The organism is Serratia sp. PL7 (genome assembly GCF_945957435.1).
In genome coordinates, this window is record NZ_CAMFLB010000001.1 from 2101254 (window position 1) to 2123041 (window position 21788).

Annotated in this window: 22 protein-coding genes; 12 read left to right on the top strand and 10 right to left on the bottom strand. The window is 61.3% G+C overall.

The features are described from left to right. The first annotated feature begins 68 nt into the window (after positions 1-68). Both poxB and ltaE read left to right on the top strand, forming a co-directional pair. The gene (gene poxB, locus N6G83_RS10120) at positions 69-1790 is read left to right on the top strand and encodes a ubiquinone-dependent pyruvate dehydrogenase (RefSeq protein ID WP_260515260.1); all 1722 of its coding nucleotides are present in this window, start codon (positions 69-71) and stop codon (positions 1788-1790) included. A 75-nt stretch (positions 1791-1865) separates the two neighbouring features. Beyond that, the gene (gene ltaE / locus N6G83_RS10125) at positions 1866-2882 is read left to right on the top strand and encodes a low-specificity L-threonine aldolase (RefSeq protein WP_260515261.1); all 1017 of its coding nucleotides are present in this window, start codon (positions 1866-1868) and stop codon (positions 2880-2882) included. A gap of 29 nt (positions 2883-2911) precedes the next feature. Here ltaE and N6G83_RS10130 read toward each other — a convergent pair whose 3' ends face one another. Both N6G83_RS10130 and N6G83_RS10135 read right to left on the bottom strand, forming a co-directional pair. After that, positions 2912-3607, bottom strand: a complete 696-nt coding sequence (locus N6G83_RS10130; RefSeq protein WP_049205972.1) for an N-acetylmannosamine-6-phosphate 2-epimerase — start codon at positions 3605-3607, stop codon at positions 2912-2914. Continuing rightward, positions 3604-5160 carry a PTS transporter subunit EIIC gene (locus N6G83_RS10135; RefSeq protein ID WP_025302250.1) on the bottom strand — a complete coding sequence of 519 codons (1557 nt, stop codon included), beginning with the start codon at positions 5158-5160 and terminating at the stop codon, positions 3604-3606. Before N6G83_RS10135 ends, N6G83_RS10130 begins: the two co-directional genes overlap by 4 nt. Positions 5161-5327: 167 nt before the next feature. Between N6G83_RS10135 and N6G83_RS10140 the strand changes: the two genes are divergently transcribed. After that, a complete protein-coding gene (locus N6G83_RS10140; RefSeq protein ID WP_025302249.1) occupies positions 5328-6155 on the top strand; it encodes a MurR/RpiR family transcriptional regulator in 828 nt (275 codons plus the stop codon). On the opposite strand, the gene N6G83_RS10145 is transcribed toward N6G83_RS10140, so the two are convergent. After that, positions 6156-6503 (bottom strand): DUF1294 domain-containing protein, encoded by a 348-nt coding sequence (locus N6G83_RS10145; protein WP_197832211.1) that lies wholly within the window; start codon positions 6501-6503, stop codon positions 6156-6158. Positions 6504-6653: 150 nt separating this feature from the next. Between N6G83_RS10145 and N6G83_RS10150 the strand changes: the two genes are divergently transcribed. After that, positions 6654-8093: a DUF2867 domain-containing protein gene (locus N6G83_RS10150; protein ID WP_043137748.1), complete on the top strand. Its 1440-nt coding sequence runs from the start codon at positions 6654-6656 to the stop codon at positions 8091-8093. A 158-nt stretch (positions 8094-8251) separates the two neighbouring features. Next, the gene (locus N6G83_RS10155) at positions 8252-9262 is read left to right on the top strand and encodes an NAD-dependent epimerase/dehydratase family protein (protein ID WP_004928393.1); all 1011 of its coding nucleotides are present in this window, start codon (positions 8252-8254) and stop codon (positions 9260-9262) included. On the opposite strand, the gene N6G83_RS10160 is transcribed toward N6G83_RS10155, so the two are convergent. After that, entirely contained in the window at positions 9263-10099 is an 837-nt protein-coding gene (locus N6G83_RS10160; RefSeq protein ID WP_049205968.1) for an N-acetylmuramoyl-L-alanine amidase, read from the bottom strand. Between the two features lie 185 nt (positions 10100-10284). Between N6G83_RS10160 and N6G83_RS10165 the strand changes: the two genes are divergently transcribed. Then, entirely contained in the window at positions 10285-11799 is a 1515-nt protein-coding gene (locus N6G83_RS10165; RefSeq protein WP_260515264.1) for a DUF3300 domain-containing protein, read from the top strand. 49 nt (positions 11800-11848) lie between these two features. Here N6G83_RS10165 and N6G83_RS10170 read toward each other — a convergent pair whose 3' ends face one another. Further along, the gene (locus N6G83_RS10170; RefSeq protein ID WP_004928400.1) at positions 11849-12172 is read right to left on the bottom strand and encodes a heavy metal-binding domain-containing protein; all 324 of its coding nucleotides are present in this window, start codon (positions 12170-12172) and stop codon (positions 11849-11851) included. A 159-nt stretch (positions 12173-12331) separates the two neighbouring features. On the opposite strand from N6G83_RS10170, the gene N6G83_RS10175 reads away from it, so the two are divergent. The 6 genes from N6G83_RS10175 (at position 12332) to artJ (N6G83_RS10200) (ending at position 16959) form a co-directional block, all read left to right on the top strand. Next, complete coding sequence (locus N6G83_RS10175) at positions 12332-12874, top strand: lipoprotein (protein ID WP_043137760.1); 543 nt, start codon at positions 12332-12334, stop codon at positions 12872-12874. A 264-nt stretch (positions 12875-13138) separates the two neighbouring features. Continuing rightward, positions 13139-13867 (top strand): arginine ABC transporter ATP-binding protein ArtP, encoded by a 729-nt coding sequence (artP, locus tag N6G83_RS10180; protein WP_016928352.1) that lies wholly within the window; start codon positions 13139-13141, stop codon positions 13865-13867. 32 nt (positions 13868-13899) lie between these two features. Next, on the top strand, positions 13900-14631 hold the full coding sequence (gene artJ / locus N6G83_RS10185) for an arginine ABC transporter substrate-binding protein (RefSeq protein WP_260515266.1): 732 nt from the start codon (positions 13900-13902) through the stop codon (positions 14629-14631). A gap of 9 nt (positions 14632-14640) precedes the next feature. After that, positions 14641-15357 carry an arginine ABC transporter permease ArtQ gene (gene artQ, locus N6G83_RS10190; RefSeq protein WP_025159684.1) on the top strand — a complete coding sequence of 239 codons (717 nt, stop codon included), beginning with the start codon at positions 14641-14643 and terminating at the stop codon, positions 15355-15357. Further along, a complete protein-coding gene (gene artM / locus N6G83_RS10195) occupies positions 15357-16025 on the top strand; it encodes an arginine ABC transporter permease ArtM (RefSeq protein WP_033637817.1) in 669 nt (222 codons plus the stop codon). Before artQ ends, artM begins: the two co-directional genes overlap by 1 nt. Positions 16026-16224: 199 nt before the next feature. After that, positions 16225-16959: an arginine ABC transporter substrate-binding protein gene (gene artJ / locus N6G83_RS10200; RefSeq protein WP_015377297.1), complete on the top strand. Its 735-nt coding sequence runs from the start codon at positions 16225-16227 to the stop codon at positions 16957-16959. 33 nt (positions 16960-16992) lie between these two features. On the opposite strand, the gene rlmC is transcribed toward artJ (N6G83_RS10200), so the two are convergent. The 5 genes from rlmC to potG all read right to left on the bottom strand — a co-directional run bounded on the left by rlmC (position 16993) and on the right by potG (position 21739). Then, the gene (gene rlmC / locus N6G83_RS10205; RefSeq protein WP_197770833.1) at positions 16993-18123 is read right to left on the bottom strand and encodes a 23S rRNA (uracil(747)-C(5))-methyltransferase RlmC; all 1131 of its coding nucleotides are present in this window, start codon (positions 18121-18123) and stop codon (positions 16993-16995) included. Between the two features lie 69 nt (positions 18124-18192). Further along, positions 18193-18672 (bottom strand): YbjO family protein, encoded by a 480-nt coding sequence (locus N6G83_RS10210; protein WP_049205956.1) that lies wholly within the window; start codon positions 18670-18672, stop codon positions 18193-18195. Between the two features lie 104 nt (positions 18673-18776). Further along, on the bottom strand, positions 18777-19622 hold the full coding sequence (gene potI, locus N6G83_RS10215; protein ID WP_151428723.1) for a putrescine ABC transporter permease PotI: 846 nt from the start codon (positions 19620-19622) through the stop codon (positions 18777-18779). After that, positions 19619-20581, bottom strand: coding sequence for a putrescine ABC transporter permease PotH (gene potH, locus N6G83_RS10220; RefSeq protein WP_038629107.1), 963 nt, complete (start codon positions 20579-20581; stop codon positions 19619-19621). The genes potI and potH overlap by 4 nt, the downstream gene beginning before the upstream one ends. Before the next feature lie 24 nt (positions 20582-20605). Next, entirely contained in the window at positions 20606-21739 is a 1134-nt protein-coding gene (gene potG / locus N6G83_RS10225; RefSeq protein ID WP_043137773.1) for a putrescine ABC transporter ATP-binding subunit PotG, read from the bottom strand. Positions 21740-21788: the final 49 nt, after the last annotated feature.

Sequence of the window (21788 nt, forward strand, 5' to 3'; positions counted from 1 at the left end):
TGCAGTTGTTCTGCTGCCACTCACCGGATCGAGTCCACATCGTTTTTCAAACCATGTTTGGGGGAACCATGAAGCAAACCGTAGCCACACTGATCGCCAAAACGCTGGATCAAGCCGGCGTAAAACGCATTTGGGGCGTAACCGGCGATTCGCTCAACGGCCTCAGCGACAGCCTGCACCGCATGGGCACCATCGAATGGCTGGGCACCCGCCATGAAGAGGTGGCCGCCTTCGCCGCCGGTGCCGAAGCCCAGCTCACCGGCCAGTTGGCGGTGTGCGCCGGTTCCTGCGGCCCCGGCAACCTGCATCTGATCAACGGCCTGTTCGACTGTCACCGCAACCATGTGCCGGTGCTGGCGATCGCCGCACACATTCCTTCCAGCGAAATCGGCAGCGGCTACTTCCAGGAAACCCATCCGCAGGAGCTGTTCCGCGAATGCAGCCACTATTGCGAACTGGTCTCCAACCCGGAACAGCTGCCGCGCGTACTGGAGATCGCCATGCGCAAGGCGATCCTCAATCGCGGCGTCTCGGTGGTCGTCTTACCGGGCGACGTGGCGCTGCGCATGGCGCCGGAAGACGCGACGCTGACCTGGCATACCCCGGCGCTGCCGCTGGTGCAGCCGCCGATGAGCGAGTTGAACAAGCTGGCAGAAACGCTGAACAAGGCGAAGAACATCACCCTGATGTGCGGCAGCGGCTGCGCCGGCGCGCACGATGAAGTGGTCAAGCTGGCCGAGCTGCTGCAGGCGCCGGTGGTGCACGCGCTGCGCGGTAAAGAGCATATCGAATGGGACAACCCCTACAGCGTCGGCATGACCGGGCTGATCGGTTTCTCTTCCGGCTACCACGCGATGATGAACGCCGATACGCTGGTGCTGCTCGGCACCCAGTTCCCCTATCGCGCGTTCTACCCCACCAACGCCAACATCATTCAGATCGACATCAACCCCGGCAGCATCGGCGCGCACTGCCCGGTCAATATGGCGCTGGTGGGCGATATCCACACCACCCTCACCGCCCTGCTGCCGCAGCTGGAGCCCAAGCGCGACCGGGCATTCCTCGACAAGGCGCTGGAGCACTACAGCAATGCGCGTAAGGATCTCGACGGGCTGGCGACCGCCAACGACGACCAGCCGATCCACCCACAATATCTGGCGCAGCAGCTCAGCCAGTACGCCAGCGACGACGCCATCTTCACCTGCGACGTCGGCACGCCGACGGTGTGGGCCGCCCGTTACGTGAAAATGAACGGCAAGCGTCGCCTGCTCGGCTCGTTCAACCACGGTTCGATGGCCAACGCCATGCCACAGGCGATCGGTGCCCAGGCCACCGCGCCGGATAAACAGGTGATCGCCATGTGCGGCGACGGCGGCTTCACCATGCTGATGGGTGATTTCCTGTCGCTGGCGCAGCTCAAATTGCCGGTGAAAATCGTGGTGTTCAACAACAGCGTGCTGGGGTTCGTGGCGATGGAGATGAAGGCCGGCGGCTACCTGACCGACGGCACCGATCTGCATAATCCGGACTTCGCGGCGATCGCCAACGCCGCCGGCATCAAGGGCATCCGCGTGGAAAAAGCGTCGGATCTGGACGGCGCGCTGCAGGAGATGTTGGCGCATCCCGGCCCGGCGCTGCTGGACGTGGTCACCGCCAAGCAAGAGCTGGCGATGCCGCCGCAGATCAAGTTCGAACAGGCGAAAGGCTTCAGCCTGTACATGCTGCGCGCCATCATCAACGGCCGCGGCGACGAAGTGGTCGAGCTGGCGAAAACCAACTGGCTGCGCTAAGCCAGCTGCCCCGGTGAAATAAAGGGTATATGATGCCATGTACCCTTTTCCTCTCCCTTATATTGCAGGAACCCTATGCTTATCGATCTACGCAGCGACACCGTCACCCGCCCCAGCGCCGCCATGCGCCAGACGATGGCTCAGGCAGAGGTCGGCGACGACGTCTATGGCGATGACCCGACGGTCAACGCGCTGGAGGCCGAGGCGGTGCGCCTATCGGGCAAAGAGGCGGCGCTGTTTTTGCCCAGCGGCACCCAGGCCAACCTGGTGGCGCTGCTGAGCCACTGCCAGCGCGGCGACGAGTATCTGGTCGGCCAACAGGCGCACAACTATAAATACGAGGCCGGCGGCGCAGCGGTGCTGGGCAGCATCCAGCCACAGCCGATCGAGGCTGACGCGGACGGCACGCTGCCGCTGGACAAGCTCGCCGCCGCCATCAAACCCGACGATATCCACTTCGCCCGCACTCGGCTACTGAGCCTGGAAAACACCATCAGCGGCAGAGTCTTGCCGCAGACCTACCTGCAGCAGGCGTGGCAATTTACCCGCGAGCGGCAGTTGGCGCTGCATATCGACGGCGCGCGCATCTTCAACGCCGCCGTGGCGCTGAACCTGCCGCTAAAAGAGATCGTGCAATACTGCGACACCTTCACCATTTGCTTGTCGAAAGGACTGGGTGCGCCGGTCGGATCGCTGCTGTGCGGCAGCGAGGCTTTCATCCAACGCGCGCTGCGCTGGCGCAAGATGACCGGCGGCGGGCTGCGCCAGGCCGGCATCCTGGCGGCGGCCGGTCTTTACGCTTTGGAGCATAACGTCGCGCGGCTGCGCGAAGACCATGACAACGCGGTCTGGCTGGAGCAACAGCTGCGGCAGATCGGCGTAGAGATCGCCGATCCCGGTGCGCAGACCAACGTGCTGTACCTGCGCCAACCGCCGGCGCTGGCGGCCAAACTCGGTCCGTGGATGCGCGAACGTGGCGTGCTGATCAGCAGCGGCCCGCTGACACGCATTCTGACCCACCTCGACGTCAGCCGTCAGGATCTGCAGCGGGTGGTCGAGCTGTGGCGGGAGTTTCTTCAGCAGCACGCCTGATTTCCCTCCCCGGTGCGCCGAGGAGCCTCTTATCGCCCGCCGATGGCGTCGACAAAGCGGCGGGTGATCTGTTGCGGGCGGGTAATGGCGCCCCCTACCACCACCGCATGCGCCCCCAGCGACAGGCAGCGCGCGGCCATCGCCGGCGTTTCGACATTGCCTTCGGCGATGACCGGCACCGATACCGCCGCCAGCACCGCACGCAGAAAGCCGAAATCGTTATCCGCCAGTCGGGCGCCCCGGCTTTCGGCGGTATAGCCATACAGCGTGGTGCCCACGCAGTCGAAGCCCAATCTGGCGGCCCCTTGCGCCTCCTCCAGAGTGGCGATGTCCGCCATCAGCAACAGCCGGGGATACCTGGCGCGGATCGCGGCGACCAACGCCGCCAGCTGCAACTCCCCCGGCCGCGGGTGGCCGGTGGCGTCCAGCGCGATCATCTGCGGCGCCGCCGCCATCAACTCATCGATTTCACGCAGGGTCGGCGTGATATAGACGTCGCTGCCCGCATAATCGCGTTTGATGATGCCGATGACCGGCAGCGCCACCGTGCGCATGATAGCGTTGACGTCTTCGACGCCGTTGGCGCGGATCGCCGCCGCGCCGCCTTGCTCGGCCGCCAGCGCCATGCGCGACATGATAAAATCGCTGTGCAGCGGCTCGTCGTCCAGCGCCTGGCAAGACACCACCAGGCGCCCCTCAATCTGCTGCAAAATGGAAAGCGTCATAAATCCAACAACTCCTCGACTTCGTTTTTAATGATGGTAACGTGCGGGCCGTAGATCACCTGAACACCGTTGCCGCGAACGATAACCGCCCGTGCGCCGCTGGCCTTCAGCCCGCTTTCGTCCAGCAACCGGCTCTGCTTCACCGTCACGCGCAACCGCGTGGCGCAACAATCCAGTTCGACGATATTCTCTTTGCCGCCCAGCGCCGCCAGCACCTGCTGCGAGCGTTCGGTGCCCGTCATCACCGCTTCCGGCGCAGTTTCCGCCTCGCGCCCCGGCGTTTTAAATTTGAAGCGCAGGATCAGGAAACGGAACGTGAAGTAGTACAGGAAGAACCAAGGCACACCGACCAGCGGGACGTACATCCAGTGGGTTTTCGCTTCACCCTGCAGCACGCCGAACAGCATGAAATCGATAAAGCCGCCGGAGAACGTCTGGCCGATGGTGATATGCAGGATGTGAGCGATCATGAACGCCAGGCCGTCGAACAGCGCGTGCACCACGTACAGCGCCGGCGCGACAAACAGAAACGAGAATTCGATAGGTTCGGTGATGCCGGTCAGAAACGAGGTCAGCGCCGCCGACAGCAACAGTCCGCCGACGCGTTTGCGGTTCTCGGGACGCGCACTCTGGTACATCGCCAGGCAGGCGCCGACCAGGCCGAACATCATGGTGATAAAACGGCCGGACATGAAACGCGCCGTGCCAATGTAGAACTGCTGAGTATTCGGGTCGGCCAACTGGGCGAAGAAAATGCGTTGTGTGCCTTCCACCAGCTGTCCGTTGATCACTTCGCTGCCGCCAAGCGCGGTGGTCCAAAACGGTAGATAGAAGATGTGATGCAGGCCGAACGGCCCGAGCATGCGCAATACGAAGCCGTAGATAAAGGTCCCGAGATAGCCGCTGGCGTCTACCAGACCGCCCATGCCGAAGATCAACTGTTGGAAATGCGGCCACACCACCGTCATCAGGGCACCGACCGCCATCGCCGCCAGCGAGCTGACGATCGGCACAAAGCGCGAGCCACCAAAAAAACCCAGGAACGGTGGCAGCGCTATCTTGTTATAGCGGCCGTGCAGATACCAGGTCACCAAACCGATGACCACTCCGCCGAACACCCCGGTCTCCAACGTCTGGATCCCGAGAATCGTTCCCTGCCCCACCGCGCCCGCGTTCTGCGTGGCCAGCGTACCGTTGATTTTCAACAGCGCATTGATGGTGGCGTTCATTACCAGATAGGCGATCAGCGAAGCCAGCCCCGCCGTGCCCTTGTCGCTTTTGGCCAGCCCCACCGCCACGCCGACCGCGAACAAGACCGCCAGGTTGGCGAACACGATAGCACCGGCACTGGCCATCACGGTAAATATACTTTGCAACCAGCCGACATCGAGGAAGGGATACGCCTCGACGGTATTGGGATTGGACAGCGCACCGCCGATCCCCAACAGCAGGCCGGCCGCCGGCAGCACGGCGATCGGCAGCATGAACGACTTGCCGAACAGCTGGGCTTTTTCGAACCAACCGCCGGAGCGCGGCAATTCTGGTGTTGACATAAATTTTCCCCCGACATCATTTTTATGATGAAAATTTTTACCACATTAAAATTAATTTAATGAAAATTTTATTCATAACGATGATCGGCTTCACAATCCGTCGATTTCACTGGCGAGCCGCGGCGTCTTTCCGCCACAATAGAAACGGGAATACTCAGAAAGGTAACGTGATGAATACAGGCAACTTGTTATTGCGGCTGCGGCAGGATTTGGCGGGGTACAGCCCCACGCTGCAAAAGCTCGGCAACTATCTTCTTGCGGAGCCTTCCCGCGCCGTTTACCTGACCATCACCGAACTGGCGCGTGAAAGCGCCACCAGCGAAGCCAGCGTCACACGGCTGTGCCGCCATCTCGGCTGCAAAGGCTATACCGAATTTAAAATGGCGCTGGCCCTCAGCTTGCAACAAAGCCAGCCGGAAGCGGCGACGCGCCAAAGCGCGGCGGAAAATTTGGTGGAAGAGAGCGTACAGGCGCTGCGGGATACCGGCGCGCTGTTGGATCCGCAGGCGCTGCAACAGGCGGCGGATAGCCTGCAACGTTGTGCTTCGGTGCAGATTTACGGCGTCGCCGCCAGCGCCATCATCGGCGACTTCCTGCACTACAAGCTGTTGCGCCTCGGCAAACCGGCGCAGCTGTTCAGCGACATGCACCGGGCGGCGATGAATGCAGCCTCGCTGAGTGAGCGGGATCTGCTGATCGTCATCTCCAGCTCCGGCTCAACCAAGGACGTGCTGCATGCGGTGACGTTGGCCAAAGGGCGCGGCGCACGCGTGATCGCCGTCAGCAATACCCAACGCAGCCCGCTGGCCAAGATGGCGGATACGCTGCTGGTGGCGGCTAAACCGGAAGGGCCGCTGACCGCTGGCGCCCTGCCGGCCAAGGTCGGCGCCATGCTGCTGGTGGAGTTGATGATCGCCGAACTGACTCAGCGCGATCCCGCCTACGCTCAGGCGATGCAGGCCACCGCCAGCGCGACTCTGCCGCTGCTGCTGTAGTCAGAAGATCCAGCGGCCGTAAACCCAGTACCACAGCCCCAGCACCGCCGCCAGATTGAGCGCCACGCTGAGGATGAACCAGGTTTTAAACGGCTGCTTCTGGGTTTTGTGGCGAAACAGCTGCTGTGCCGCCAGTGCGCCCAACCAGCCGCCCAGCGCGCCGAACAGCAACAGCGTCGCCTCCGGCACCCGTCGCCACCCTTTGCGCGCCGCCAGCTTATCGCCGCCGTAGATCAGAAACGTCAGCAGGTTGGCCAGCACCAACCACATCCACACCGGATGCGGCGAGAACAAACTGGCGATCAGCGTCAGACCCAGCAGGGCGTAACAAATCACATTGAGCTTCATGGCATCCGGTTTTTCGTGCGATAAGGGGCGCGTAGTGTGAACCTGCGCCAGGATGGATGCAACCGACTTATACCCATACAAAATGTGCATTTAAACCCTGAATTTGGCATCCTGTCGTTCTGCCAATCCTCTACCGCACAAGGCGGCCCGATGACACCCCAACGCGTACTGGTTCTTGGAGCCAGCGGCTATATAGGCCAGAACCTGATCCCGCACCTGATCGAACAGGGGCACCAGATTACCGCCGCCGCGCGGCGCATCGAGTGGCTGCAGGAGCAGAACTGGCCGCAGGTCAACTGCCTGTATGTCGATCTGTACCGCCCGGAAACTCTGAGCGCGGCGCTGTGGGAAATCGATACGCTTTACTATCTGGTGCACGCGATGGGCGACGGCGACGACTTTATCGAGAAGGAACGCCAGGCGGCGGAAAACCTGCGCGACGCGCTACGCAATGCCGGCGTCAAACAGGTGATCTTTCTCGGCGCGCTGCAGCCGAACGACGACAGTTCGCCGCACCTGGCGGCCCGCCGCCTGACCGGCGAGATCCTGCGCCAGAGCGGTGTGCCGGTGACCGAGCTGCGCGCCGGCATCATCGTCGGCCCCGGTTCGGCGGCGTTCGAAGTGATGCGCGACATGGTCTATAACCTGCCGGTGCTGACGCCGCCGCGCTGGGTGCGCTCGAAGTCCTCGCCGGTGGCGCTGGAGAACCTGCTGGTTTACCTTGCCGATCTGCTGGCGCACCCGGCGGAGGAACACCGCATCTTCGACGTCGCCGGGCCTGAATACCTCAGCTATCAGGATATGTTCAAACGCTTTATCGCCATCAGCGGCAAGCGGCGCTGGCTGATCCCGATCCCCTTGCCGACGCGACTGATTTCAGTGTGGTTCATCAGCCTGATCACCTCGGTGCCGACGCCGATCGCGCGCGCGCTGATCCAGGGCCTGAAGCACGATCTGCCCGCCGACGGCAAACCGTTGCAGGCCCTGATCCCGCAACGTCTGCACACCTTCGATCAGGCGGTCACCGCCACGCTGCAGCGCGAACTGGAGGTGGTCGATTCCGCCGACTGGGGCTACGATCCGGCGGCGCGGGCCCGCTGGCGCCCCGGCTACGGCTATTACCCGAAACAGGCGGGATGTTCGCTCGACACCGCCGCTTCCAGCCAGGCGCTGTGGCAAACGGTGCAGCAGTTGGGGGGCGAGGAAGGCTATTTCTACGCCAATATCCTGTGGCGGATCCGCGCCCGCATGGACGACATGATCGGCAACGGCGTGGTCTATGGCCGCCCGGCGCGCGCGACCCTGGCGCTGGGTGACGAGATTGACGGTTGGAAAGTCATCACGCTGAAACCGCTGCGGCAACTGGCGCTGTTGTTCGGCATGAAGGCGCCGGGGCTGGGGCGGCTGAGCTTCACCATTACCGATCGCGGCGATCGCCGCACGCTGGACGTGCGCGCCTGGTGGCATCCGGCCGGCTTCAGCGGGCTGCTGTATTGGTTCGCCATGATGCCCGCACACCTGTTCATTTTTCGCGGCATGGCGAAGCGCATCGCGACGTTGGCCGAGAACCTGGACCGCCAACAGCGCTGAATGCCGTTCATTTGTCGATCAACCGCACAGTTTGCCGCTGTGCTTCGGGGCTTTCCGATTGCATAGCGCACGAAATCACGGAAGAATGGCATCTTATTTGCTGGGAGCGCCGCAAGCGCCCGCCGGTATTCCGATTTTGGGTGAGAATAGAGTCCGTTATGAAGGTATTGGTCACCGGTGCAACCAGTGGGTTAGGCCGTAACGCCGTTGAATATCTGCGCCGCCAGGGCATCAAAGTGCGCGCCACTGGCCGCAACCAGGCGATGGGCGGCCTGCTGGAAAAAATGGGCGCTGAGTTCATTCATGCCGATCTCACCAACCTGATCTCTTCGCAGGCCAAAGCGATGCTGGCGGACGTCGATGTGCTGTGGCACTGCTCCAGCTTTACCTCGCCCTGGGGCACCGAAGAAGCCTTCGAACTGGCCAACGTCCGCGCTACCCGCCGCCTCGGCGAATGGGCGGCGGCCTATGGCGTGGCGCAGTTCATTCACATCTCTTCCCCGGCGATCTATTTCGACTACCACCATCACCGCAACGTAACCGAAGACTTTCGCCCGCAGCGTTACGCCAACGAGTTCGCGCGCAGCAAGGCCGCCGGCGAGCAGGTGATCCAGCAATTGGCGCTGTCCAATCCGCAGACCCATTTCACCATTTTGCGCCCGCAGGGCCTGTTCGGGCCGCACGACAAGGTGATGCTGCCGCGGTTGCTGCAGATGATCAAACGCTACGGCAACCTGCTGCTGCCGCGCGGCGGCGCGGCGATGGTGGACATGACCTATCTGGAGAACGCGGTGCACGCCATGTGGCTGGCGACGCTAAAAGAAGATACGCCGTCCGGCCGCGCCTACAACATCACCAACCAGCAGCCGCGTCCGCTGCGCACCGTGGTGCAGCAGTTGATCGACGATTTGGGCATGAAGTGCCGCATCCGCTCCGTCCCCTACCCGATGCTAGACATGATGGCGCGCGGCATGGAGCGCCTGGGCAGCAAAAGCGAAAAGGAGCCGGTGCTGACCCACTACGGCGTCGCCAAACTCAACTTCGACCTCACGCTCGATACCACCCGCGCGCAGCAAGAGCTGGGCTATCAGCCGATCGTCTCGCTGGAAGAAGGCATCGCGCGCACCGCCCGCTGGCTGAAAGATCACGGCAAACTGCACGGCCTGTAATCAACGCGCCGCGCCGTACTTCACCAGCAGCGCATCGATAATCGCCTCACTCTCTGCATCCGGCTTACCGCGAACATCGTCGGGCCGGAAATGCATCTGAAATGCCGCCAGCACATTGCGCTGCTGCCGTGCATCCCACGACGGGTCGATCGCGTAGCCGTAACGCGCCAGCTTTTCGAGCAGCGGCGCCATCGGTACCGGCGCATGGCGATCGCGCCCCGCCAGCAACCGCTGCACGTCCCGTTCATCCGGCCAGGCGCCGATGCCGGCCTGCGCCAGCTGCCGCCAGGGGAACAGCGGGCCGGGATCCTGTTTGCGCTGCGGCGCGATGTCGCTGTGCCCCACCACGTCCTGCGGCTGAATGCCATAGCGTTGGATGATGTCGCGGCTCAGCGGGATCAGCACGGCGATCTGCTCCGCCGTATAAGGCTGCCAATGGGTGAACAGCATGCTGCGGGTGAACCCCTTGTTGACGATTTCGATGCCGATCGAGGTGTCGTTGAGGTTGCTGCGGCCGCGCCAGACGCTGGCGCCGGCATGCCAGGCGCGCATCGCTTCCGGCACCAGCCGGTACACCGTCGGTTTGCCGTGTTCGCGCTGCGGGTGCGCCGGCAACAGGTAGTGTGCGCTGACGTGTTCATCGGTCAGCGTTTTCAGCGATGAATGAAAGTCTTCCGCCGTATAGTGCATCACCAGAAACCGAATGCGCTGATCGGCGCCCTGCGCCTGATGCAAGGTTTCGAGCTGGTAAGCGCCACGATCGACGAGCGTGTCCTGCTGCGGATTTTGGCATCCCGCCAACAGCGCGGCGGCGATGATCCCTGGCCAAATTTTCACTTATCCTCCTGATTGACGTCCGTGAGATGTAACGCGACGCGATTGACCTGTATCCAATCATCACGTTCGTCGAGAAATGATGACAAACAACGCCGATGTGCAAGCGAGTGTTGCTCCCGACTGGCGGCCTTTCCCGCCCATGATAGTCTCAAAGTATCATCTGCGCCGAAAGAGCGGAGTCGAACATGTTGACGCCACGCTATCTGTCCTGGTTGCTCTGTGCCGCCATGCTGCCGCTCAGCGGCTGCGATCGGCAAAAAGTCGCTGACGCGATGGGGGCAAGCGCACCGTCCCCGGCCGCGCCCATCGCGAGTGCCAGTACGCCGGCCTATACGCCGCTGACTGCCGACCAGCTGTACCAGTTGGTCAGCCCGGTGGCGCTGTTCCCCGACAAGCTGCTGGCGCAGGTGTTGGCCGGCGCGGGTTATCCTGACCAAATCAACGCCGCGGATGCCTGGCTGGCGCAAAACCGCGGGTTGCAACCGGCGGCGCTCAGCTCGGCGGCCGACGCTCAGCCCTGGGATCCCAGCGTGCGCGGCCTGGTGCAATTCCCCGACGTGCTCGATCAAATGGCGAAAAACATCCCCTGGACCACCGCCCTGGGCAGCGCCTACCTGAACGATCCCACCGACGTGATGAACGCCATTCAGGTGATGCGTCAACGGGCGGCCAGCCAAGGCACGCTGAAAAACACCCCGCAGCAGCGCATCGTCGTGGCCCCCACCACCCGTTACGTTGAGCAGCAGCCCTATCGCCAGCGCGTGGTAGCGGCGCCGGGCGAAACCATCGTCATCGAACCCAGCCAGCCGGATACGGTTTACGTCCCGCATTACGATCCCTGGGTGGCCTACGGCACGCCGATCCCAGCCTATCCGAGCTATCGGTATCAACCTTCGGGCTACAGCGGCGGCGACATGTTGGCGGCCGGCGTGATCAGCTTCGGTGTCGGCATTGCGGTCGCCTCATTGTTCAATCAGCACAACAGCGGCTGGCACAACTGGGATATGCGCTGGGACGATCGACGCCAACCGGTGGTCTACCGCGATGCGCCCTACGTATCGCATTCCACCACCGTGGTGAATCGCGTCACCAACATCAATCAATATAACAACGTGAACAATGTGAATCGCAGCACTCATACAGTGAATAACTACAACAATACGACCGCCGCACCGACGCCGCATTTCAACCCGCCGACGCCTAACGCGCAGCCGCGCGTCGCGCCTGCGGCCCATGCGCCGATGACCCTGCCAACCTTTGCGCACACCCAGCCGATAGCGGCCGCGCCGCACGTGCAACAATCGGTCATCGCGCCCCATGTACAGCAGCCGATGAGCATGCCAACGTTCACGCATGCCGCGCCGGCAGCGCCTCACACGCAGCAACCGATGGCCGTGCATGCGGCTCCGGTACAGACGCATCCGATGCAGGCCGTCGCGCCGGTGCATCCATCCGCCGTGCGGCCACAGGTTCAGGTCGCGCCGCACGTCGTTCAGCCGGGGACGCGCGAACCGGCCGCAACGCGGCATCCGACGATAGAACGCCCGTTGGCAGTGCCGCAAGCGCGCATCATGCCGCATCCAGCCCCGGCGCCGCAGATCCATCAGCCGCCCGTTCAGCCGATGCCGCATCGCCAAGCGCCAGCGCCGGTGAAACCGCAGGAACACCGCCCGATCGTCGAGCAGCACAAGGTGGGATGAACCTACAGGATGTCGCCCCGGCGGAACGGCCGGGGCGCGGAGAATGGCGTTAGCGGCTAACTTTCACCGCGGTGCCGCTGACGGTCACCATCAGCATGCTGCCGTCTTTGCCAACGGTTTCATAATCGATATCAATGCCGACCACCGCGTTGGCGCCCAGCTCTTTTGCCTGATCTTCCAGCTCTTCGAACGCAATCAAGCGCGCCTTGCGCAGCTCTTTCTCATAAGCGCCCGAGCGACCACCGACGATATCGCGCACGCCGGCGAAGAAATCACGAAAAATGTTGGCGCCGAGGATCGCTTCGCCGGTGACGACGCCGCAGTATTCGGTGATGGTGAACCCTTCCAGGGTCGGGGTAGTTGAAAGCTGCATCAGAACTCCTTGTTTGATTAATTCAACGTATCTATGACCAGAAGATTGGCGTTATGTTCGCTTAATCAATGGCACGCAGTACGAATGCAAGGCCAAAAAACGCATTTATACTGTAAGCTATCGGTCTTCATGGTAGAGACTTTCACATAAGGTAATAAGATGAAAACAAAAACGATTGCGGCTGTTTTACCCTTAGCGCTGTTGCTGAGTGCCTGTACCACGGTGGAACCGGCATACAAGGATATCGGCACCCGCAGCGGCAGCTGTGTAGAAGGCGGCCCGGATACGGTCGCGCAAAAGTTCTATGACCTGCACATCCAGCAGGGCGCCGGCCTGCCGGACAGTAACCGCCTGGCGCAGCTGCAGCCCTATCTGAGCAAAGTGCTGTATCAGGATCTGGTCAGCGCCGGCCAGAACCCGGGCAAGCACCGGATAACCGGCGATCTGTTCTCCGGCAATGCGCAAGGGCCAAGCAGCGCCTCCGTCGCCAGCGCCTCGACCATTCCTAATACCGATGCGAAAAACATTCCGCTGCGCGTCGACTTAAGCTATCAAAAAGACGCCAACAGCACCGTGAACTGGCAGGACGAAGTGCTGATGGTGCGCGAAGGTACCTGCTGGGTGGTTGATGATATTCGCTACCTGAATGTTCCAGCACACGCCACCAACGGCAGCGTGCGCCAGGTGCTGGAAAACCAGTAACCCGCGATACCCCGGCCGACGCGGGCTTGCCGCGTCGGTCATCCCCGCCGTCAGTCAACAGCTCAAATTTCGTCCAATAGAAAAAATTTCGCTACCGATATCACAGCCTGCGCCACAAATCCCCTCCCTCGGCCTGAGTCGCGGTATCTTGTGCTAATCTTTTACTTTCCCGCCGCACACTCATAAATTTTAACGCACAAAGATTGCATAAGTATTCTGTGGAAGTTAACATTTGCGGCATCAATGTCTATTCAATTCTGGCGCATGAGTATTCAACTTAACGGTATCAATTGCTATTACGGCGCTCACCAGGCGCTGTTTGACATCACGCTGGATTGTCCAGCTGGGGAAACCCTGGTGCTGCTTGGCCCAAGCGGCGCCGGGAAAAGCTCATTGCTGCGGGTGCTAAACCTGCTGGAAATGCCGCGTTCGGGCCAACTGCAGATCGCCGGCAACCAATTCGACTTCAAACAGGCGCCGGGCGAGAAAGCCATTCGCGAACTGCGTCAAAACGTCGGCATGGTTTTCCAGCAATACAACCTGTGGCCTCACCTCACCGTGGTCCAGAACCTGATCGAGGCGCCTTGCCGCGTACTGGGTCTGACCAAGGCTCAGGCGATGGAGCGCGCCGACAAGCTGCTCAAGCGTCTGCGCCTAACCGACTTCGCCGATCGCTTCCCGCTGCACCTTTCCGGCGGCCAGCAGCAGCGCGTGGCGATCGCCCGCGCCCTGATGATGGAACCGCAGGTGCTGCTGTTCGATGAACCGACTGCGGCGCTGGATCCGGAAATCACCGCTCAGATCGTTAGCATCATTCGCGAACTGGCCGGCACCGGCATCACGCAGGTGATCGTCACCCACGAAGTGGAAGTGGCGCGCAAGACCGCCAGCCGCGTGGTGTACATGGAAAACGGCCACGTTGTGGAGCAAGGCGACAGCAGCCACTTTGCGCAGCCACGGACCACCGAGTTTGCCAACTACTTATCACACTAACAATTAACTTGCTGTAATTTGGGGATTTTGCGATGAAAAAACTAATAATCGCCGCCGTTCTGGCCGGCATCAGCGTTTCCGCCTCCGCAGCCGAAACCATCCGTTTCGCTACCGAAGCCTCCTATCCTCCATTTGAATTTATTGACGCCGGCAACAAGATTCAGGGTTTTGATGTCGATCTGGCCAACGCACTGTGCAAAGAGATGCAGGCCGAGTGCACCTTCACCAACCAGGCGTTCGACAGCCTGATCCCTAGCCTGAAGTTCAAGCGTTTCGATGCGGTCATGGCCGGCATGGACATTACGCCGGAACGTGAAAAGCAGGTGCTGTTCACTAAGCCGTACTACGATAACTCGGCGCTGTTCATCGCGCAGAAAGGCAAAATCGCCGACGTGGCGGCGCTGAAAGGCAAGAAGGTGGGCGTGCAAAACGGCACCACCCACCAGAAATACCTGACCGACAAGCACCCGGAAATCACCACCGTGCCTTACGACAGCTACCAGAACGCCATTTTGGATCTGAAGAATGGCCGCGTTGATGCGGTGTTCGGCGATACCGCGGTGGTCAACGAGTGGCTGAAGCAGAATGACGCGCTGGCGGCAGTGGGCGACAAAGTGACGGATAAAGACTACTTCGGCACCGGCCTCGGCATCGCGGTGCGCCAGAAGAATACCGATCTGCAGGGCAAGTTCAATGCCGCTCTGGACAAGATTAAGCAGGATGGGACCTATGAAACCATCTACAAAAAATGGTTCCAGCAGTAATACGCCCCGATGAATGAATTACAACCTTTAGCAAGCGCCGCCGGCATGACCGTCGGCCTTGCCGTTTGCGCCCTGATCCTCGGGCTGATTCTGGCGATGCTGTTCGCCGTATGGGAATCGTCCCGCTGGAAAGCGGTCAGCTGGCTCGGCACCGCCTGGGTGACCGTGCTGCGCGGCCTGCCGGAAATCCTGGTGGTGCTGTTTATCTATTTCGGCTCGTCGCAGTTGCTGCTGATGCTCTCCGACGGCTTTACCCTCAACCTCGGTCTGTTCCAGTTGCCGATCCAGTTGGCGATCGACAATTTCGAAGTCAGTCCGTTCCTGTGCGGGGTGATCGCTCTGGCCCTGCTCTATTCCGCCTACGCTTCGCAGACGCTGCGCGGCGCGCTCAAAGCGGTGCCGCAGGGGCAGTGGGAATCCGGCCAGGCGCTGGGACTGGGCAAGGCGGCGATCTTCTTTCGCCTGATCATGCCACAGATGTGGCGCCACGCCCTGCCCGGCCTCGGCAACCAGTGGCTGGTGTTGCTGAAAGACACCGCGCTGGTGTCGCTGATCAGCGTGAACGATCTGATGCTGCAAACCAAGAGCATCGCCACCCGCACCCAGGAGCCTTTTACCTGGTATGTGATCGCGGCGGCCATCTACCTGCTGGTGACGCTGTTCAGCCAATACGTCATCAAACGCATTGAGCTGCGCGCCACGCGCTTTGAGCGGGGGCCGGTCTGATGATTGAGTATTTACCGGAAATCCTCAAAGGGCTGCATACCAGCCTAACCCTGACCGTCGCCGCGCTGATCGTCGCGCTGGTGCTGTCGCTGCTGCTGACGGTGATCCTGACGCTGAAAACGCCGATCCTGACGCCGCTGGTCAAGATCTACGTGACGCTGTTCACCGGCACGCCGCTGCTGGTGCAGATCTTCCTGATCTACTATGGCCCCGGCCAGTTCCCGGCGATCCGCGACTACCCGTGGCTGTGGAACCTGCTGTCGCAGCCCTGGCTGTGCGCGATGATTGCGCTGGCGCTGAACAGCGCGGCCTACACCACGCAGCTGTTCTACGGTGCGGTGCGCGCCATTCCCGCCGGGCAGTGGCAGTCGTGCGAAGCGCTGGGCATGTCGCGCCGGCAGACGCTGCGCATCCTGTTGCCGTTCGCCTTCAAACGCGCGCTATCGTCTTATTCCAACGAAGTGGTGCTGGTGTTCAAAAGCACCTCGCTGGCCTACACCATCACGCTGATGGAAGTGATGGGCTACAGCCAGCTGATGTATGGCCGCACCTACGACGTCATGGTGTTCGGCGCCGCGGGCCTGGTGTACCTGTGCGTCAACGGCCTGCTGACGCTGCTGATGCGGCTGGTAGAGCGCCGCGCGCTGGCGTTTGAGCGCCGCAACTGAGACCGCCTCTCCCCATGAGCCCCGCCATCGTGCGGGGCTTTTTTTATCTCTGCGGCAATATTTAATCATTTATATTGCATTTTAATTCACTCAATGGCAGGGTTATCAGCAGGCGCACACGCAAAAAACTCTGGCGATTACCAGTAAAAACAAACGATAGCGAATAATCACTTTCAGGATCCAGACAGGAGCTCTACGCATGAAAAAACTGCTGCTTGCCGCGACGATGTTGGCCGGGATGACCTTTAACGCCACCGCGGCCGAGACCATCCGCTTCGCCGCCTCCGCCACCTACCCGCCGTTCGAATCGCTGGACGCCAACAACCAGATCGTCGGCTTCGATATCGATCTGGCCAACGCGCTGTGCAAACAGATGCAGGCGCAGTGCACCTTCACCAACCAGGCGTTCGACAGCCTGATCGCCGCGCTGAAATTCAAGAAATACGATGCGGTGATTTCCGGTATGGACATCACGCCGGAACGCAGCAAACAGGTCGCTTTCACCCAGCCTTACTACGCCAACTCGGCGATCGTGATCGCGCAAAAAGGCAAGTTCAGCTCACTGGCGGATCTGAAAGGCAAAAAGCTCGGCATGGAAAACGGCACCACCCACCAGAAATACATGCAGGACAAGCACCCGGAGATTAACACCGTCTCTTACGACAGCTACCAGAACGCCATTCTGGAGCTGAAAAACGGCCGTATCGACGGCGTGTTCGGCGACACCGCCGTGGTGAACGAGTGGCTGAAAACCAACCCGCAGCTGGCGCCGGTCGGCGAGCACATCACCGATGCACAATACTTCGGCACCGGCCTCGGCATCGCGGTGCGCCCCGACAACCAGGCGCTGCTGGCCAAGCTGAACGCCGCGCTGGACGCCATCAAGGCCGACGGTACCTACAAGGCCATCAACGACAAGTGGTTCCCGCAATAAACAATTAAGGCCCGGTTATCCGGGCCTTATGTTTTATAAACGCCGCACCAACAGCGTCAACACTTCGTAGTGCGCGGTATGCGGGAACATGTCGAACAGCTGCACCCGTTCGATGCGGTACCCCGGCAACGTCTCGATATCTTTCGCCATGCTCTCGGCGTTGCAGCTGGAATACAGAATGTAATCCGGCGCCATCCGGCTCAAATAATCGCACAGCGCCTGGCCGATGCCGCGCCGCGGCGGATTGACCAGCACCAGCTGCGGCACCTGGCCTTCGGCGGTGGCGAAGCGGGTGGAGTCGAGCGCCTGAAAATCTACCTGCAATAGCCCTAACCGCTGCGCCGACTGGCGCGCGCAGGCGATCGCTTCCGCGCTGATTTCGATGCCGGTCAGCCGCGTTTGCGGCTGCGCGCAGTGCAGGCCGAAACCGCCGACGCCGCAGAACAGATCCCACATGCTGTCGATACCCAGCGCGCGCACCCAGTCGCGGGCGGTGGCGTACAGATCGGCGGCCACCTGCGGGTTGGTTTGGAAGAAGCTTTGCGGGCGGATGAACAACGGCACCTGATTGAACTGTTCCTCGAGCGCCTGCTGTTCGGTCAGCGCGATCTCGCGCTCCCCTTCCATGATCGCCATGTGCACCGGCTGAATATTGGCGGAGATCACCTTGAGCTGCGGCAGCTGCTGCTGCAGCCACGGCAGCGCAGCGCGCAGCTGCGCCAGCTTGGTTTCCGAGCGCAGCACGAAACGCAGCATCACGCCGCCGTCGAGCGTGCTTTCGGTCAGCAGCAGGTATTTCAACTCGCCGCGTTTGCGCGCCACGTTATACGGCGTCAGGCCGGCGCGGGCGATGAAGCTTTTCAGCACCGCAAACATCGGCGCAAAGCCGGCGGGATACAGCGGGCAGTCGCTCAGATCGACCGGCGTGCCGTCGCGGTGCAGCATGCCGAGCAGCGGGCGCTCCACGCTGCCGCTGACCACCATCTTGGCTTTATTGCGAAATGCGCTCAGCTCCCCCGCCATCGGCTGCAGCCACTGCGCGACGTCGCACCCGGCCAGCAGCGAGTGCAGGTGATGCTGTTTGTCAGCCAGTTGCTGCGGATAGGGCTTTTCCAGCCACTGACAGGAACGGCAGGTACCCGCCGTATACAAAGCGCAATGCATGAAGATTACCGTGAAGTTCAGGATGACGAATTAAGGGCGCAGAGTTTACCACTCCGCACGCCTAAAATCTCACTTGCGCACGGTGAAGAAGCGGCGGCTGGCGGCAGGAACGAACAGCAACGCCAGGATCACCGCGTCGGGGATCTTTTGCAGGATCAGAACGTGCAGGATTTGGCCGCTGGTTTCCCCCTCCACGGTGAACACCTCGGGGAAGACGCTGCCAATGGTGGCCAACAGCAGGTAAAGCACCACAATGCACTGGCAGACCACATAGCCCCAGCGTCCCCAGTTGCGGCCGCGCATCACCGCAAAGCCACAGCTGATTTGCAGGCACAGCAGCATCAGGCCGGCCAGAAAGATAAAGGTAGAATCCCACGCCTGCGCGCTGGTGTTAACGAACTCCTGTGCGCCGTCGACGCCCAGTTCGCCCAACAACAACACCACGCTGATACACTTGATCGCCACCATGGCGGTGCCCGCCACCATCACCGGCACCGGCGCATCCGAAGTCGATCTCATTCCCTGCCCGCTTTTCAGCATGTCTGACATATCCGTGTTCCGCTACGACGCGCCACCAATACAGATGGCGCATGTAAAGTCAGGTAGTTAGTTGCAATACTTATTGATTGCAAAAATAGCAGGTTTGTTACGATTCAGCTACGGGCCGCCCGCTGTAATTCACGCGATCGTTGTTTTTCCGAACGCGCCATAAACCACCAGGCGATCAGGCCGAGAATGCCCACCACCAGCAGGATCAGGCTGGCCAGCGCATTGATTTCCGGATTCACCCCCATACGCACGCTGGAGAACACCAGCATCGGCAGCGTAGTGGCGCCCGGGCCGGAGACGAAGCTGGCAATCACCAGATCATCCAGCGACAGGGTAAACGCCAGCATCCAGCCAGAGATCAGCGCCGGCGCAATCATCGGCATGGTAATAACGAAGAACACTTTCAGCGGCGGCGCCCCCAGATCCATTGCCGCCTCTTCAATCGAGCGATCCACCTCGCGCAGACGCGAGCTGATCACCACCGCCACATAAGCGGTACAGAAGGTGACGTGCGCCAGCCAGATGGTGAACATGCCGCGCTCCGACGGCCAGCCGAAAGCGTGCCCCATCGCTACGAACAGCAGCAGCAGCGACAGGCCGGTGATCACGTCCGGCATCACCAGCGGCGCAGTCAGCATAAACGCAAAGCCGGTCGAACCGCGAAAGCGGCCGAACCGTACCATCACCACGGCGGCGATGGCGCCCAGCACCACCGCGGCGGTGGCGGAGGCGGCGGCGATGGTCAGGCTGAGCCCCACCGCGCTGATCATCGCCGAGTCGTGAAACAGTTCGGTATACCAGCGCGTGGACCAGCCGGCCCACACCGTCACCAGCTTGGAACTATTAAAGGAGTAGATCACCAACATCAGCATCGGCGCATACAGGAAGGTAAAGCCGACCGTCAGGATGGCGATGCGCCACGGTGAACGCACTACCGGCAAGTTGTTCATTCCTGCCCCCCCATTTCCTTGTTCTGGTGTTTGTGAAACCACAAAATTGGCACGATCAGCAACAGCAGCATGATGGTGGCGACCGCCGAAGCCACCGGCCAGTCGCGGTTATTGAAGAACTCCTGCCACAGCACGCGGCCGATCATGATGCTGTCTGGCCCACCGAGCAGCTCCGGGATCACGAACTCCCCTACCGCCGGAATGAATACCAGCATCGAACCGGCGATGATGCCGCCGCGCGTCAGCGGCACGATGACGCTGAAGAAGGTTTTCAGCGGCCGGGCGCCCAGATCCAGCGACGCCTCCACCAGCGAGTAATCCAGCCGGATCAGCGCCGTGTAGATAGGCAGCACCATAAACGGCAGGTAGGAATAAACGATGCCGATATACACCGCCAGGTTGGTGTGCAGGATCACCAACGGTTGGTCGATCACCCCCAGCCACATCAGAAAGTTATTCAGAATGCCGTTGTTTTTCAGGATCCCCATCCAGGCATAGACGCGGATCAGGAACGAGGTCCAGGAAGGCAGGATCACCAGCAGCAGCAGAATGTTGCGGGTCGACGCCTTGCTGTGGGCCACCGCCCAGGCCAGCGGATAGCCGATGATCAGGCAGCACAGCGTCGAGACCGCCGCCACGCGCAGCGACTGCAGATAGGCGTCGATATACAGCGGATCGTCGGTCAGTTGCAGGTAGTTGGCGAAGTTGAGCGCGATGTTCAGCTTGCCGTCCACCCAGCTCATCAACTCGGTGTAAGGCGGCACCGCCAACGCCAGCTCCGCCAGGCTGATCTTGAACACGATCAGGAACGGCAGCATGAACAGCAGCGTCAGCCATAAATACGGCAATGCGATCACCAGCTTGCGGCCGTGAGCCATCAGCAGGCGGTGGAACAGCGCCTTGAGGGTGCCGGGCGTTTTGGCCGGCGGCTCCGGCGTGCGTTCAGAAAGCAGGGTCATATGGGTTACTCCTCAGCGGCTCCGCTACACCGTCAACACGACACAGCTGTCGGTTTCCCAGCACAGACGCACTTCATCGCCCCAGGTGGGCATCCCCTTGCGGAAACGGTGGCCGTTTTGCAGCTGGGCGCTGATAATCTGCCCGCTGTGCAGCTTCACGTGATAAATAGACAGATCGCCCAGGTAGGCAATGTGCGCCACTTCCCCTACCGCGAAGTTGCAGCCGTCTTCCGGCACCTGTTCGCACAGCAGGATCTTTTCCGGCCGCAGCGCGACCTGGATCGGCACACCGTCCACCACCGAGGCGTCCGGATCGACCTTGATCGCATGGCGCAATCCGGGGCTTTGCAGGATCAGCGCATCGTCGTGGCGCTCCTGCAATACGCAGTCGAAGACGTTGACCGAACCGATAAATTCGGCGCTGAAGCGGCTATTCGGATGCTCGTAGATCTCTTCCGGCTCGCCGATCTGCACGAACTTGCCACGGTTCATGATGGCGATGCGCCCCGCCATGGTCATCGCCTCTTCCTGATCGTGCGTCACCATCACGCAGGTGACGCCGACGCGCTCGAGAATATCGGTCACTTCCAACTGCATGCGATCGCGCAGCTTCTTGTCCAGCGCGCCCATTGGCTCATCCAGCAGCAGCAGCTTGGGCCGCTTGGCCAGGCTGCGCGCCAGCGCCACCCGCTGCCGCTGGCCGCCGGAAAGCTGGTGCGGTTTGCGTTTGGCGTACTCCTGCATGTGCACCAGCGCCAGCATTTCCGCCACCCGCTCGGCGATTTCTGCCCGCGGCATTTTGTCCTGCTTCAGGCCGAAGGCGATGTTCTGCTCTACCGTCATGTGCGGGAACAGCGCGTAAGACTGAAACATCATGTTGATCGGCCGCTGGTACGGCGGCACGTGCGACATATCCTGCCCGTCGAGCACGATCTGCCCTTCCGTCGGCTGTTCAAAGCCGGCCAACATGCGCAGTAAGGTTGACTTGCCGCAGCCAGACGGCCCAAGCAGCGCAAAGATCTCGCCCTTGTAGATGGTGAGGCTGACGTCTTCGACCGCATTCTGCCCGTCGAAGGTTTTGGTGAGGTTACGGATTTCCAGCAGAGGGGTGAAGACCTTCTGCGACTTGGCTTGAGGACGAGGGATGGCGTCGTTCAATCGGGGTGCTCTCCGGCGTAAAGCGGCACAAAACCACGGCGAGTGCCGT

Coding starts and splice junctions, on each gene's coding strand:
- poxB (WP_260515260.1), top strand. CDS start 69: ATGAAGCAAACCGTAGCCACACTGATCGCCAAAACGCTGGATCAAGCC.
- ltaE (WP_260515261.1), top strand. CDS start 1,866: ATGCTTATCGATCTACGCAGCGACACCGTCACCCGCCCCAGCGCCGCC.
- N6G83_RS10130 (WP_049205972.1), bottom strand. CDS start 3,607: ATGACGCTTTCCATTTTGCAGCAGATTGAGGGGCGCCTGGTGGTGTCT.
- N6G83_RS10135 (WP_025302250.1), bottom strand. CDS start 5,160: ATGTCAACACCAGAATTGCCGCGCTCCGGCGGTTGGTTCGAAAAAGCC.
- N6G83_RS10145 (WP_197832211.1), bottom strand. CDS start 6,503: ATGAAGCTCAATGTGATTTGTTACGCCCTGCTGGGTCTGACGCTGATC.
- N6G83_RS10150 (WP_043137748.1), top strand. CDS start 6,654: ATGACACCCCAACGCGTACTGGTTCTTGGAGCCAGCGGCTATATAGGC.
- N6G83_RS10155 (WP_004928393.1), top strand. CDS start 8,252: ATGAAGGTATTGGTCACCGGTGCAACCAGTGGGTTAGGCCGTAACGCC.
- N6G83_RS10165 (WP_260515264.1), top strand. CDS start 10,285: ATGTTGACGCCACGCTATCTGTCCTGGTTGCTCTGTGCCGCCATGCTG.
- N6G83_RS10170 (WP_004928400.1), bottom strand. CDS start 12,172: ATGCAGCTTTCAACTACCCCGACCCTGGAAGGGTTCACCATCACCGAA.
- N6G83_RS10175 (WP_043137760.1), top strand. CDS start 12,332: ATGAAAACAAAAACGATTGCGGCTGTTTTACCCTTAGCGCTGTTGCTG.
- artP (WP_016928352.1), top strand. CDS start 13,139: ATGAGTATTCAACTTAACGGTATCAATTGCTATTACGGCGCTCACCAG.
- artJ (WP_260515266.1), top strand. CDS start 13,900: ATGAAAAAACTAATAATCGCCGCCGTTCTGGCCGGCATCAGCGTTTCC.
- artQ (WP_025159684.1), top strand. CDS start 14,641: ATGAATGAATTACAACCTTTAGCAAGCGCCGCCGGCATGACCGTCGGC.
- artM (WP_033637817.1), top strand. CDS start 15,357: ATGATTGAGTATTTACCGGAAATCCTCAAAGGGCTGCATACCAGCCTA.
- artJ (WP_015377297.1), top strand. CDS start 16,225: ATGAAAAAACTGCTGCTTGCCGCGACGATGTTGGCCGGGATGACCTTT.
- rlmC (WP_197770833.1), bottom strand. CDS start 18,123: ATGCATTGCGCTTTGTATACGGCGGGTACCTGCCGTTCCTGTCAGTGG.
- N6G83_RS10210 (WP_049205956.1), bottom strand. CDS start 18,672: ATGTCAGACATGCTGAAAAGCGGGCAGGGAATGAGATCGACTTCGGAT.
- potI (WP_151428723.1), bottom strand. CDS start 19,622: ATGAACAACTTGCCGGTAGTGCGTTCACCGTGGCGCATCGCCATCCTG.
- potH (WP_038629107.1), bottom strand. CDS start 20,581: ATGACCCTGCTTTCTGAACGCACGCCGGAGCCGCCGGCCAAAACGCCC.